Raw genomic sequence first — 13231 nt, 5'->3', positions numbered from 1 at the left:
GTTTTGTCATGTCAACGCCTTATTGCCGGGGCATGGCAGGCGCAGACCGCGGTGGTATGCTCGCCGCAGCTATCGGAATGACAGGAGGCGTTCGCATGGATTCGCCGCTGCTCCCTCCCGAGCAGGGCCGCGTGCCGCGCCCGCAGCGCGTCGGCGACGGCTGGTCGCGCTGGGTGCCGGGGATGCAGGTGCTGCGCGCTTACGAGGCGGCATGGCTTCGCCACGACATCGTCGCGGGGCTGGTGCTGGCGGCGATGCTGGTGCCGGCGGGCATCGCCTATGCGGTGGCTTCGGGCGTGCCCGGCATCTACGGCCTCTACGCCACCATCGTTCCGCTCCTCGCCTATGCGGTGTTCGGGCCGAGCCGCATCATGGTGCTGGGGCCGGACTCGGCGCTGGCGGCGGTGATCCTCGCCGTCGTGCTGCCTCTCTCCGGCGGCGATCCGCTGCGTGCCATCGCGCTGGCCAGCATGATGGCCGTCGTTTCGGGCACGATCTGCATCGTCGCCGGCCTCGTCAGGCTGGGCTTCGTCACCGAACTGCTGTCGAAGCCGATCCGCTACGGCTACATGAACGGCATCGCGCTGACGGTGCTGATCAGCCAGCTGCCGAAGTTGTTCGGTTTCTCGATCAAGAGCGACGGGCCGATCGAGAGCATCGTCGGCATCGGCGTGGCGATCGCCGAGGGGCGGACGCACTGGGCGACACTTCTTGTCGGCGCCGCCACGCTGGCCTTGATATTCACTTTCAAGAACCTGCCGCGCGTCCCGGGCGTGCTCGTCGCGGTGATCGCCGCCACGGCGATCGTCGGCATATTCGAACTGGGGCAGGCCGGGGTGAAGGTGTTGGGCAGCCTGCCGCAGGGCCTGCCGGCCTTCGCCATTCCCTGGATCACGAAGGAAGACATCGGCCCGGTGCTGCTCGGCGGTTGCGCCACGGCGCTGGTCGCCTTCGCCGACACCAGCGTGCTGTCGCGCGTCTATGCGGCCCGCTCGCGCACCTACGTGAACCCCAACCAGGAGATGGTGGGCCTGGGCGCGGCGAATCTCGCGGCCGGCTTCTTCCAGGGTTTCCCCATCAGCAGCAGCTCCTCGCGCACGCCGGTGGCCGAGGCGGCGGGCGCCAAGACGCAGCTGACGGGGGTCGTCGGCGCGCTGGCCGTCGCCCTGCTGCTCGTCGCGGCGCCGGATCTCCTCAAGAATCTGCCGACCAGCGCCCTGGCGGCGGTGGTGATCGCGGCGGCGATCGGCCTCATCGAGATCACGGATCTCAAGCGCATCTACCGCATCCAGCGCTGGGAGTGCTGGCTGTCCATCGTCTGCACCATCGGCGTCTTCGTCCTCGGCGCGATTCCGGGCATCGGCCTGGCCATCATCATCGCCGTGATCGAATTCCTCTGGGACGGCTGGCGGCCGCATTCGGCCGTGCTCGGCCGGGCCGAGGGCGTCAAGGGCTACCACGACATCAAGCGCTATCCGCAGGCGCGCCTCGTTCCGGGGTTGGTGCTGTTCCGCTGGGACGCGCCCCTGTTCTTCGCCAATGCCGAGCTGTTCCACAACCGGGTGCTCGACGCCATCGCCACGTCGCCGACGCCGGTGAAGTGGGTCGTGGTGGCGGCGGAGCCGGTGACCAGCGTCGACGTCACGGCTGCCGATGTCCTCGCCGAGCTCGACGAGTTGCTGCAATCGGCCGGGATCGAACTGTGCTTCGCCGAGATGAAGGACCCGGTCAAGGACAAGCTCAAACGCTTCGGCCTGTTCTCGCGGCTCGGCGACGACTCCTTCTTCCCCACGATCGGCGTCGGCGTCAACAGCTATCTCGAAAAGTACGCCGTAGACTGGGTCGACTGGGAGGACCAGCCGCCGCGCTGAGGCTGTGCTCAGGCCGTGCGCCGCAGGACCAGCAGCGTGACGTCGTCCTGGCGCCCGTCCGCGCGATAGGCATCCACGTCGGCGACCACCGCGCGGCAGATCGACTCCGCCGGCTGCGACGCCGCGTCCTGCAGCAGTGTCGCCAGACGGGCTTCGCCGTAGAGCGTCCCGCCGGCATCGTGGGCCTCGGTGACACCGTCGGTGTACAGGACGAGTGCATCGCCGGGTTCCAGGCGTGACTCGCCCATCTCGTAGCGCGCTTCCGCGAACACGCCGAACAGGCCGCCATGCGACGGCAGGCGGGCGACCTCGCCATCGCTGCGGACCAGGCAGGGCGGCGGATGGCCGGCGCCGGCATAGCGCAGTGCGCCGCTCGCCAGGTCGTAGTGCGCGAGGAACAGGGTCACGAACATGCCTTGCTCGTTCTCGGCGACCAGCGCCTGGTTGGCGGCCTCGAGCACCTGGGCCGGCGATAGCCCCGGCCGGCCGAGATTGCGCAGGGTGGTGCGCGCCACCGCCATGAACATCGCCGCCGGCACGCCCTTGCCGCAGACGTCGGCGATGAGCAGCACCAGCGTGTTCTCGTCGAGCAGGAAGAAGTCGTAGAAGTCCCCGCTCATGGACAGGGCCGGGTTGCATATCGCGTAGAGCTCGAATTCGGAATGGTCGGGAAACGGCGGAAAGACATGGGGCAGCAGGGATCGCTGGATTTCCAGCGCCACCTTGAGTTCGCTTTCCACCGCCTGCCGCGCCGCGGCTTCGCGGATGCGGGCCGCGGTCGCCGCATCGAGCTCGTCGAGCATGCGGTTGAACACCGTCGCGAACCGGCCGATTTCGTCGTGGCCGGAGACGTCCTGAGCCCGTGCCGCGAGGTTTCCGCCGGCCACCTGCCGCGCGGTCTCGCCGAGGCGGACGAGCGGCCGCGTGATGCGCACCGTGGTCAGCAGCAGTATCAGCAGCACCAGCACCGCGCCGGCCAGCGACACCAGCAGCTGGCGCTGCAGGCGTTGATTGACCTGGGCCAGCACCTTTTCTTCCTCGACCAGGGCCATGAGCGACCATCCGGTGGACGCGATCGGCGCGTACACCAGCCAGCTCATGCCCTCGCCGTCGTTGGGATCGAGCAGCCGCACCACGCCGCTCCTGCCCGACGCCATGTCCGTTGCGGCAGCCGCCAGTTCCGGCAGATCGAGCTTTGCGGCGACGCCGGCCACGCTTTCGTGCATGACCATGTCCGGCCGCGGGTGGGAAAGGAAGACACCGCGACGGCTCGCGAGCGCGACGAAGCCGTTCGGCACTTCGACCCGGGACATGTCCGCGCGCAGCCTTTCGAGCGAGACATCCACCGTCAGCACTGCCCTGAACTGTCCTTGTCGCGACAGGGGCACGCCATAAGTGACCATCAGCACGTTGCCGGCGCCCTTGTCGAAATAGGGCTCCACCCATACCGGCGATCCGGCTTCGCGCGGCAGGCGGAACCAGTCCCAGCTTGTGTAGTCGTAGGCATCGCGTCCGATGTCCAGTCGGCGCAGCGAGGTTTCGCCGCCGGGGCGATAGAGGTAGGGGGCCACACGCCGGAGTCCGGGGTCGAAGGCGATCGCGGAGCCGTAGATGAGTTCGCTTTGTGCCAGCGTGCCCTGCAGTATCCGGTCGAGCGCGGCCTGGTCGTCGGGTGCGACGCCGTCGAGCTGCCAGGCGGACGAACGGGCCGCCTGGGCCAGCACCGAAAACTCGCCGTCGATGCGCGCTGCCCGGTGCCGGGTCAGTTCGCGCAGATATACCGCCATGTCGGCGATCGCCTCGGCCTTGCCGACCAGGTATTCCTGGGTCAGCAGGACGCCATGGATCGCCAGCAGTGGCAGGCCGATGGCGAGGATCAGCTTCGCACGGAGCGAATGGAGGCGGAGGGAGATCAGCGTTGCACCTCAGGTCGCGTTTCAGGGCAGAACGGCAGTATCTCCGAATACTGAACGAAGTGTGCGGACACCGGCATCGGCATATCATTGCGCACCGCCGGGATGGCTCCCGCCGACCGGATTCAAATGCGACAGGAATGGACATGACCCGCAGACTGAGGCATCGCCGATGAACCGGCCCGACGAACCCGGCCCGCTCGGAAAGCTGCTCGGCGTGGTCGCCGGTGCGGCGCTGCTCGTCCTGGGCGTGATGTTCTCGGTGGTACTGCTCGCAGTCCTCGCCGTCGCCGGACTCGCGGCCTGGGGCTACTTCTGGTGGAAGACGCGGAAACTGCGCAGAACCTTGCGCGAACGGCCGCCGGGAGGACAAGTGATCGAGGGCGAGGCGGTGATCGTCGAGGAACACCACGCGGCCGAGTACATCACCCTGCCGCGCAGTCGGGACGAGTGATCACCGGGCCCGGCCGAAAATGGCCGCGCGCTCGCCCCGCGCCCACGCCCACATCTGGTCGCCGAGCGAAAAGTGCCACCACTCGTTGGCGTGCCGGTTGAACCCGGCCGAGGTCATCACGTCGTGCAGCAGCGTCCGCCGCTCGTGAAAGCCATGTAGCTCCGGCGTGGTCGCGCCGGCATAGTGGTCGGGATAGGCGCGCTCCGTCGTCTCGTCGATTGGGCAGCCCATGTCGACCTCGTGCCCCGCTGCGTCCTGCAGCGTCAGGTCGACGGCCGCGCCGGTGCTGTGCGGCGGTGGGGTGCGCGGATCGTCGCTGGGGATGCCCCAGAACTCGAACACCGTGGCCGCCAGCGCCGCGTGGAGTTCGGGTTCCCGCACCTCCAGTTCGGCCGGGTTGCGACACGGCGCCAGTGAACGACCGGCCCGTTCGGCCTGGAGGCCGAACTCCCGCCAGACCATGAATGCCTGCACCGGCAGCGGCCGGTAGGCGTCGAACAGCTTCAGCCGCCAGCCCGGCCTGCGCGCGTGCAGCGCGTCGGCGGCCTGCAGCAGCGCCGCGAGGACGCGCCGCCGCAGCATCCAGGGCGATGCGTCGCCATAGGGCGCGCCGAGCAGGACGTAAGGGTGGGGCCGGGTGAAGGCGAAGGGCTCAGCCGGGATGCCGACCAGCGGATCCTTGCATTCCTCGATGGGGATGGAGCGGTAGCTTTGCATCGACAGGGGGAACTGTTCCGCTATGCCAAAGCAATAAGGCCAACCACCGCTAAGTGATTGGCCTTATTGTCTTTTTGTTGGTTGCGGGGGCAAGATTTGAACTTGCGACCTTCGGGTTATGAGCCCGACGAGCTGCCAGACTGCTCCACCCCGCGTCAGAGAACGGCATTCTAAAGCGAGGGCGAAGATGCGTCAACAAGGATCGCCCGAAATGTGGCGGTCAGCGCCGGGGTTTCCCGGTCTGCGCAGCGGCGGCCGCTTCGCCGGTTCGCAGCGGAAGCAGGAACAGCGCCGGACGCGACTTGAACAGCAGCCACAGCCGCCGCAGCAGTTCGCGCGTCTGGGTGAATTCGACGCCGCGGGCGCGCAGCGCCATCCACAGCGCCAGGGCGAAGCTCACGGCGAGATTGGTGAAGCCGATCAAGGCGACGCCCAGCCCGGCCCAGAGCAGGGTGCGCAGCGGCAGGGCGTAGTCGAAGGCCTGCCAGGCATAGCCGAGGTTGGCGGAGGCGAAGGCGATGTGGCGGATGTCGACGGGCAGGCCGAGGATCTGGCCGATGGTGCCGGTGGAGCCGAGCATGCAGCCGAAGAGGAAATTGCCCATGAGGCCGCCGAGATGGTTCTCGAGATAGCTGCCCGCCGCCTCGGCGCGGTCGCTGCCGAACATGGCGCGCAGCCAGCGCAAGCGGGCCACGCGGGCGCCGATCTGGGCATAGCTCGCCTTGTTGTCGAAGTAGCCCGAGATCAGGCCCGACAGGAAGAGGAAGACGCCGGCCACGGCGGCATGCGGAATGGCCCAGCCGAGTGGGTCGAGGTCGTCGAGCAGGTGCGCGGCCTTGCCCGGGTCGATGATCGGCGAGCCGGCGGCCCGGTTGAGGGCGTAGGCGATCAGCAGTGCGGCGGGCATCGCCAGCATCACGTTGCCGAGAATCGCCGCGAGCTGGCTGCGCGTCACCGCGGCGACGAGTTCGACCACGCGGTCCAACTCGGCGACGCGCCCCTGGCTCGCGCTGCCGAGGTAGCCGGCGATGGTCTGCGCCGTCATCGCCGGCTGTTTGGTGGCGACGGTCAGGTGCAGCATGTAGATGACGACGAAGCCGAGGCCGTAGTCGAGGCTGTAGAGCAGGGCGTAGCCGGCCGGCGCGAGGTCGAGCTTGCTGCTGAATATCTTCAGCAGCGCCATCGCGGCGATGATCACGCCGGCGCCGGCGGCCGCGCGCCACATGCCTGCGTACTGTGCCGGCGTCTCGGCGATGTAGTGCTCGCCGGTCTTGGCGGCATTGTCGGTGACGCGCAGCGCCAGCATCTCGATGCCCGAGCGGATGTGATGGGTGGGGCTGTTGCGCCGCGAATCCATGCGCAGGGCGTCGCGCGCCACCGTGCTCCAGGCGGCGAGCACGCCCGCTTCGCGCCCGGCGCCGCCGGCGTCGCCAAGCAGCCGGCTCAGCTGCTCGATACGGTCGAGGGTCTGGCGCGAGCGCTGCAGCACGTAGGTGAGATGAAGGCTGGTGCCGCGTCGCAGAGCGATGCGGTGGGCGTCGTCGAGGGCTTCGCGCGACTGGTCGAGCATGACTTCGAGATCCTTGATCTCGCCCTCGAGATCGCGGGGTTCGACCTGGTGGCGCCGCCAGGCGTCGGCGAAATACTGGGCGGCTGCCGCGGTGGCATGGAAGCGCACCGTATGGCGGGCGAAGCTCGGACCGAGGCGATCAAGCTCGGGCTCGGAACCGAGCGCTCCGATGCGGTAGGCCAGTACCAGCAGGGCGTCGAGGATCTCGCCGGTGACGTACTGGAACGCGGGCTTGAACTCCGCCAGCTCGGCCGGAGAGGCCGGCGCGAGCGAGCGCCAGAAGCGCTGGGTCAGCTCGGGGGGGATCGCTTGCAGCCAGAGCCAGTCGTCGGGACGGTGGAAGATGCGGTGCAGGCAGCCGCGGAAATCGCTGTCGTCCGGCACCTCGGGCAGCAGGCGGCTGGAAACGATGCGGCCGAGCTCGCTGAAGAAGCCCGTCGCCGGCAGGATGCCGCTGTCGGCGAAGAAGCGCAGCAGCCGTCGGCTGGTCAACAGGATCTGCAGCTGGCCGTGCGCGGCCTTGGCGAGCGCGCGGTCGGCCTCGAAGTGCTCGACCACGAAGACGTAGTTGGCCAGCGCACTCTCGAGGTTCCTGCTGCGCCGTGGTCGCACCGCGTCGAACAGCGCGACGAAGAGGTCGAGGGCGCGATCGGGGTCGGCCGCTGCCGCGGCGGCGTCGGTGAATCCGCGCAGGGCCGATAGCAGCGCCTGGGTCGTGGCGGGGGTCATGTGCGGCCCTTCGTGGCGGGTGCGGATCCTTGATCGGGATGGTGCCGACAGTCTGAATCGAACAGACGACCTACCGCTTACAAGGCGGTTGCTCTACCAGCTGAGCTATGCCGGCCCTTTGTCACAACAGCGGCGAAGTATATCGGATCAAGCTGCGGCCTCGATTTAGAATCGGCCATTCCATGACGCACACTTCGCACGATGCCTCCGTCAGTCTGCTGGTGATCGCGGCCGCCGACGAACGTGTCGCGGCCGTGTCCGGACGGCTGGCGCAGTCCGGCATGGCAGTCCGGGTGATGCGTGCCGCGACGCCGACGGCGCTGCGCGCCGCGCTGCGCATGCAGACCTGGGATGGCTGCCTTTATCTTTACGGCGAGACGACGCTGAGCGCGGCGGCGGTGCTGAAGGCGATGCACCAGCAGAACCTCGACATTCCCTGCGTGATCGTGGCGGCTCCCGCGGACGAAAAGGCGGCGATCCGTGCCATGAAGGCCGGCGCCCACGACGTGGTGTCGAGCGACCGCCTCGACCGTCTGGCACCCGCGCTGGAGCGCGAGATCCGCGAGGCCCGCCATCGGGCCGAGCACCGCGCCGCGCTCGAGATGCTCAAGGACAGCGAGGCGCGCTTCCGCGCCATGGCGTCGAGCCTGCCCGGCATGGTCTTCCAGCTGCTGCGCGACGGTGGCGGCGAGTTTCGATTCCTCTTCGTCGGCGACGGCTGCCACCGCCTGCTCGGCATCAAGCAGCACGAGATCGTCTATTCGGCGCGGCGCTTCTTCGACGCCTTCGAGGCCGCCGACCGGCGCCGGCTCGAGGATGCCATCGCCGCTTCGGTGCACTCGGGCGTGCCGCTGGAGTGGGAGGGAAGGCTCAAGGGCCGTGCCCGTGGCCGCTGGATCAGCCTCTCCGCGACGTCGCGCCACCTTGGCCACGTCGACAATGGCGACACGGTGTGGCAGGGCATCGCCTCCGATGTTTCGGAAAGCAAGGAGATCGAGGCCCAGCTGCGCCGCTCGCGCGAACAGCTGTCGGAGTTGTCGTCGCACCTCGAGGTGGTGCGCGAGGAGGAACGCGAACGCATCGCCCGCGACATCCACGACGAGATCGGCAGCCTGCTCGTCGCGATCAAGATCGAAACCAACCTGCTGACCGCCAAACTGCCCGCGACGCCCGCCGGCCTGCGCGACAAGGCGCAGGCGATCGGCACGCTGCTCGACCAGGCCATGGCGACGGCCAGCCGCGTCTCGCGCGAACTGCGGCCGGGCATCCTCAAGGAGTTCGGCCTGGCCGAGGCGGTACGCTGCCAGGCCGACGACTTCGCCAAGCGCTTCGGCATCACCTGCCGTGTCCACTGCGACGACGAGGGCATCGAGCCCGACGCCGACACCTCGCTGGCGCTGTTCCGCATCGTGCAGGAGGCGCTGACCAACATCGCCAAGCACGCCTACGCCTCGCTGGTGGTGCTGCGCATGCGCCGCGAAAACGGTAGTATCTCCCTCGAAATTCGCGACAACGGCCGCGGCATTTCCGAAGGCGATCTCGCCAAGCCCAAGTCCTTCGGCCTGCGCGGCATCCGCGAACGCGTGCACAGCCTGGCCGGTGCCTTCAACGTTGCGAGCGGGGAAAGCGGCGGCACCCATATCGCGCTGCAGGTGCCCGAGCGGCGCGGGGCCGAGCCGTCCCGTGACGAGGAAGAGTTGCAGCGCAATCTGTTCTGATACCCGAAAGACCCATGGCCACCAAGATTCACGTTCTCATCGCCGACGATCACGCCATCGTTCGTCAGGGCCTCAAGCAGATCCTGTCGGAGACCGACGACCTCGTCGTCGCCGGCGAGGCGGACGACGGTGCGGATGCGCTGCAACTGGCGCGGCAGCAGCAGTGGGACGTCTTCCTGCTCGACGTCACCATGCCCAACCGCAACGGCATCGACACCCTCAAGCAGCTCAAGAAGGAATTCCCGCGGCTGCCGGTGCTGATGCTCTCGATGCACCCCGAAGAGCAGTACGCGGTGCGCGCCATCAAGGCCGGCGCCTCGGGCTACCTGACCAAGCAGAGCGCGCCGGAACTGCTGGTCACGGCGATCCGCCAGGTGGCGCAGGGCAAGAAATACCTGAGCCCGACGGTGGCGATGCAGCTCGCCGACGCCATCGCCAGCGACAGCGAGAAGCCGCTGCACGAACTGCTCACCGACCGCGAGTTCGAGGTCTTCCGCCTGATCGCCGTCGGCCGGCCGCTGACCCAGATCGCCGACGAACTCAATCTCGCCGTCGCCACCATCAGCACCTTCCGCGCCCGCATCATCGAGAAGACCGGCCTGCGCAGCAACGCCGAGATGATCCGCTACGGCCTCGAGCACGGCCTCGTCGAGTAGCGACGGCACGGCGCGCGGCATGAAAAAGTTCTGTTATACTTCGCGCCCTCAAGCAAGGCGCCCGTAGCTCATCTGGATAGAGTACTTGGCTACGAACCAAGGGGTAGGGAGTTCGAATCTCTCCGGGCGCGCCAACAAATTCAAGGGCTTAGATCGAAAGATCTAGGCCCTTGCCACATACGGGGTCGCCATGCGCGCGCTAGTCGTGGGTCTGCTGTCAATGCCGATTCTGAGCGCCTGCTCGGCCATCATCGTGGCGGCCGACGTCGCCGTCTCGGCCGGCGTCGCGGTGGTGGGAACCGCCGCGGATCTGACCGTCGCGGGGGTCAAGGCCGTGGCGGGCAGCGGTGGCACCGCAGAGGAAAAGAAGAAGAACTGATCAGCCGCTGCGCAGGTAGCGGCACCATTCTTCGAACAGGCCCCTGTCGGCGGCGCATACCGCCGAGCGCGGCGCCAGCGTCGGTGGCGCCGGGGTGCCATCGAGCGTGTCGGAGAAGCCGCCGGCCTCGGCCAGCACCAGGCTGCCCGCCGCGTAGTCCCAGAGCCGTTGCCGGCCATGCAGGTAGAGATGGAAACGGCCGGCCGCAACCCAGCACCAGTCCAAGGCCACCGAACCGATAGAGCGTTGCGAGGAATAGGGCGGGGTCGCCGCGATGCGGGTGGCGAGCTGCGGCGGCAGGCGCTTGAAGTCGATGCAGGCCGTGGTCTTGGCGATGGGGATGCCGGCCGGCCTGGCGTGCAGGGCCTCGCCGTTCAGCGTGGCGCCGCCGCCGAGGGTGGCGGCGAAGGATTCGTCGTGCATGGGGTCGTAAACGATGCCGGCGACGATGCGGCCTCCCTGCAACAGGGCCAGCGAGACGCCGAACAGCGGGATGCCGGCGGCGAAATTGCTGGTGCCGTCGAGCGGATCGAGTACCCAGATGCCGGAACCACTGCTGTCGTCCAGCAGGCGTTGCTGCTCGCCTGCCTCCATCTCTTCGCCGAGAAAGCCGATTCCGGGGTGGCGTGCCGCCAGCGCCGACTTTACGCGATCCTGCATCGCCAGGTCGGCCTCGGTGATCCAGCTGCCGTCGGCCTTCTCGTGGCGGGAGGTGCGGCGGAAGCGCGCAACGAGTTCGTCGCGCGCGGCTTCGCGGATCAGGGTCTCGAGAGGGGCGAGCTCGACCGGGGCCGTCACGCCAGCATCGGCACGAAGACCTTGGGGTGCCGGCGCAGCAGGGCGTAGTCGTGCGTGGCGAGGACGTTGCCCAGATGATCCAGGTTGCGCTGGATCGCATCGTCGTAGGGGCTGGCGCCGTCGAAATGGTGATTCATGAAGCGGCGGACGTTGCCGAAGTCCTCGTCGAGGCGCTTGGCGATGAAACCGCTGTAGAAGCCCGGCGTCTTCTGCAGCAGCGTCTCGCGATCGGGATAGGGGCTGTCGTCGGTGCCCGCGAGACCGATGGCGCTGAACTCGAGGAAGAGGAAATCGCGGCACTTCTCCAGGTAGCAGCGGTCGGCCATTTGGCTGAGGAGGTCCGCCGTCGCAATCATGCTGGCAAGCTTCTGGTGCAGGGCGGGCCATTCGGCGGGAATCCTGAAGATCAGCTTGGTCGGCATGATCAGCTCGGCCTTGTGGGCCAGCGCGGCCAGCGAGGTTCCGCTGAGGTAGTTCTGCAGGAACTCGACGCCGCGCTCCTCGTGCACCGGCGTCAGCGACGCGCCCCAGAGATCCGCCTCATGGCTGCGGCGGAGCAGACCGATGTCGTGGTAGAGGGCAAGGATGATGCCGAACAGGGCGTGGGTGCGGTCGATGCGCGGCTCCGCCTCCGGTCCGCTCATGCTGGCCTCGCCTGCAAGCAGGCGAGCCATGGTCAGCCCCGTCTCGAGCGCGTGGCGCAGGTCGTGGTAGAGGGTGTCGCAGCGCAACAGCCCGGGATAGTCGCCGCGGAAGGCGCGCACGAGGTCGTCGATGGCGCGCGTCAGCAATCCCGGATCGGGACAGCCGCCGGGCATGCCGTCGAGGATGGCGCGGATCGCCCCCTCCACTGCGCGCGGCGACTCGAGGTCGACGCGGCCCGTCGGGTCGCGTTGCGACAGTTCGGCGAGGGTGGGGCTGCTCAGATTCATGAGGTGACGGTTGCGTTCAGGCGGCCTTGAGCGCCTGGTCGAGGTCGGCGATGAGGTCGTCGATGTGCTCGATGCCGATCGACAGGCGGATCATGTCTTCCGACACGCCGGCCTTGGCCATTTCCTCCGGGCCGAGCTGGCGGTGGGTGGTCGTGGCCGGGTGGCAGGCCAGCGTCTTGCAGTCGCCGATGTTGACGAGGCGCGTCACCAGACTGAGCGCATCCTGGAACTTGCCGCCGGCCTCGCGGCCACCTTTGACGCCGAAGTTGAGGATGCCGGAGGCTTTCCCGCCCATGTACTTCTGCACCAGCGGGAAGTCCTTGTGGTCCTTGAGGCCGGCGTAATTGACCCAGCTGACCTTCGGGTGGGACTTGAGGAACTCGGCGATCTTCACCGCGTTGTCGCAGATGCGGTCCATGCGCAACGCCAGCGTCTCGACGCCTTGCAGGATGAGGAAGGCGTTGAAGGGCGAGATCGCCGCGCCCATGTTGCGCAGCGGCACCACGCGCGCGCGGCCGATGTAGGCGGCCGGGCCGAGCGCTTCGGTATAGACGACGCCGTGGTAGGAGACGTCGGGCTCGTTGAGGCGCTTGAACTTGGCCTTGTGCTCGGCCCAGGGGAACTTGCCGGAATCGACGATCATGCCGCCGATGGAATTGCCGTGGCCGCCGAGATACTTGGTCAGCGCGTGCACCACGATGTCGGCGCCGTGCTCGAAGGGACGGCAGAGGTAGGGCGAGGGCACGGTGTTGTCTACGATCAGCGGCACGCCGTGCCTGTGCGCGACTTCGGCCAGCTTCTCGAAGTCGGTGACGTTGCCCAGCGGGTTGCCTACGGATTCACAGAAGATCGCCTTGGTCCTGCCGTCGATCAGCTTCTCGAAGGCGCCCGGGTCGCGGTAGTCGGCGAAGCGCACCTCGATGCCGTATTGCGGCAGGGTGTGCGCGAAGAGATTGTAGGTGCCGCCGTAGAGCGTCGAGGCCGAGACGATGTTGTCGCCGGCTTCGGAAATCGTCTGGATCGAGTAGGTCACCGCCGCCATGCCCGAGGCCAGCGCGAGGCCGGCGACGCCGCCCTCCATCGCCGCGACGCGCTTCTCGAGCACGTCCTGCGTCGGGTTCATGATGCGGGTATAGATATTCCCCGCGACTTTCAGGTCGAACAGATCGGCGCCGTGCTGGGTACTGTCGAAGGCGTAGGAGGTGGTCTGGTAGATCGGAACCGCCACGGCCTTGGTGGTCGGATCGGGGCTGAAGCCGCCATGGACTGCAATGGTTTCAAGTTTCATAAGCTTTTTCTTATTTTCCTGTAGGGGAAGACATTTCAATATAGGTCATCGCCCTGACGCTTGTCTTGCATGGTTCCGACTGGCGGCGGCGTTGTGCCGATCGATGGTCGGCGGCGGTCGCTGCGTGCCAGACGCCAGCATTGGGGCGCATGCTATCGTTAAAAAATGGAGGGAATATGAAGCGAGCCGCCTTAATTGCCATCCTT

General features: G+C 67.7%; 11 protein-coding genes and 3 tRNA genes. 6 read left to right on the top strand and 8 right to left on the bottom strand.

Features of this window, described 5'->3' with window-relative positions; genetic code table 11:
* Positions 1–95 precede the first annotated feature (95 nt).
* Positions 96–1871, top strand: a complete 1776-nt coding sequence (locus tag EJE94_RS13340) for a SulP family inorganic anion transporter (RefSeq protein ID WP_121242893.1) — start codon at positions 96–98, stop codon at positions 1869–1871.
* An 8-nt stretch (positions 1872–1879) separates the two neighbouring features.
* Here the strand turns inward: EJE94_RS13340 and EJE94_RS13335 are convergent, their stop codons facing one another.
* Positions 1880–3658, bottom strand: a complete 1779-nt coding sequence (locus EJE94_RS13335; RefSeq protein ID WP_121242892.1) for a SpoIIE family protein phosphatase — start codon at positions 3656–3658, stop codon at positions 1880–1882.
* 298 nt (positions 3659–3956) lie between these two features.
* On the opposite strand from EJE94_RS13335, the gene EJE94_RS13330 reads away from it, so the two are divergent.
* Positions 3957–4238: a hypothetical protein gene (locus EJE94_RS13330; protein WP_121242888.1), complete on the top strand. Its 282-nt coding sequence runs from the start codon at positions 3957–3959 to the stop codon at positions 4236–4238.
* Here the strand turns inward: EJE94_RS13330 and EJE94_RS13325 are convergent, their stop codons facing one another.
* From EJE94_RS13325 to EJE94_RS13310, 4 genes are all read right to left on the bottom strand, one after another.
* Complete coding sequence (locus EJE94_RS13325; RefSeq protein ID WP_121242886.1) at positions 4239–4955, bottom strand: M15 family metallopeptidase; 717 nt, start codon at positions 4953–4955, stop codon at positions 4239–4241.
* A gap of 78 nt (positions 4956–5033) precedes the next feature.
* A tRNA-Met gene (locus tag EJE94_RS13320) sits at positions 5034–5110 on the bottom strand.
* A gap of 65 nt (positions 5111–5175) precedes the next feature.
* Positions 5176–7254, bottom strand: a complete 2079-nt coding sequence (locus EJE94_RS13315) for a transporter-like protein (RefSeq protein ID WP_121242884.1) — start codon at positions 7252–7254, stop codon at positions 5176–5178.
* Positions 7255–7293: 39 nt separating this feature from the next.
* Positions 7294–7369 (bottom strand) — tRNA-Thr (locus tag EJE94_RS13310).
* Positions 7370–7436: 67 nt separating this feature from the next.
* Between EJE94_RS13310 and EJE94_RS13305 the strand changes: the two genes are divergently transcribed.
* From EJE94_RS13305 to EJE94_RS13290, 4 genes are all read left to right on the top strand, one after another.
* Positions 7437–8972: a sensor histidine kinase gene (locus tag EJE94_RS13305; protein WP_121242882.1), complete on the top strand. Its 1536-nt coding sequence runs from the start codon at positions 7437–7439 to the stop codon at positions 8970–8972.
* Positions 8973–8986: 14 nt separating this feature from the next.
* Entirely contained in the window at positions 8987–9628 is a 642-nt protein-coding gene (locus EJE94_RS13300) for a response regulator (RefSeq protein WP_121242880.1), read from the top strand.
* Positions 9629–9685: 57 nt separating this feature from the next.
* A tRNA-Arg gene (locus EJE94_RS13295) sits at positions 9686–9762 on the top strand.
* Positions 9763–9818: 56 nt separating this feature from the next.
* Complete coding sequence (locus EJE94_RS13290; protein ID WP_121242878.1) at positions 9819–10007, top strand: hypothetical protein; 189 nt, start codon at positions 9819–9821, stop codon at positions 10005–10007.
* On the opposite strand, the gene EJE94_RS13285 is transcribed toward EJE94_RS13290, so the two are convergent.
* Genes EJE94_RS13285 through EJE94_RS13280 form a run of 3 tightly spaced genes read right to left on the bottom strand, consistent with a single transcriptional unit; the run spans position 10008 to position 13025 of the window.
* Entirely contained in the window at positions 10008–10805 is a 798-nt protein-coding gene (locus EJE94_RS13285) for an inositol monophosphatase family protein (RefSeq protein WP_207855974.1), read from the bottom strand.
* Positions 10802–11737, bottom strand: a complete 936-nt coding sequence (locus EJE94_RS14790; RefSeq protein ID WP_207855973.1) for a hypothetical protein — start codon at positions 11735–11737, stop codon at positions 10802–10804. Before EJE94_RS14790 ends, EJE94_RS13285 begins: the two co-directional genes overlap by 4 nt.
* 16 nt (positions 11738–11753) lie before the next feature.
* On the bottom strand, positions 11754–13025 hold the full coding sequence (locus EJE94_RS13280; protein ID WP_121242876.1) for an O-acetylhomoserine aminocarboxypropyltransferase/cysteine synthase family protein: 1272 nt from the start codon (positions 13023–13025) through the stop codon (positions 11754–11756).
* Positions 13026–13231 lie beyond the last annotated feature (206 nt).

The sequence above is a fragment of the Sulfurisoma sediminicola genome, from assembly GCF_003865015.1.
Taxonomy (GTDB): domain Bacteria; phylum Pseudomonadota; class Gammaproteobacteria; order Burkholderiales; family Rhodocyclaceae; genus Sulfurisoma; species Sulfurisoma sediminicola.
Note: the sequence above shows the minus strand (reverse complement) of the source record. Positions and strands in the feature narration are given on the sequence as shown.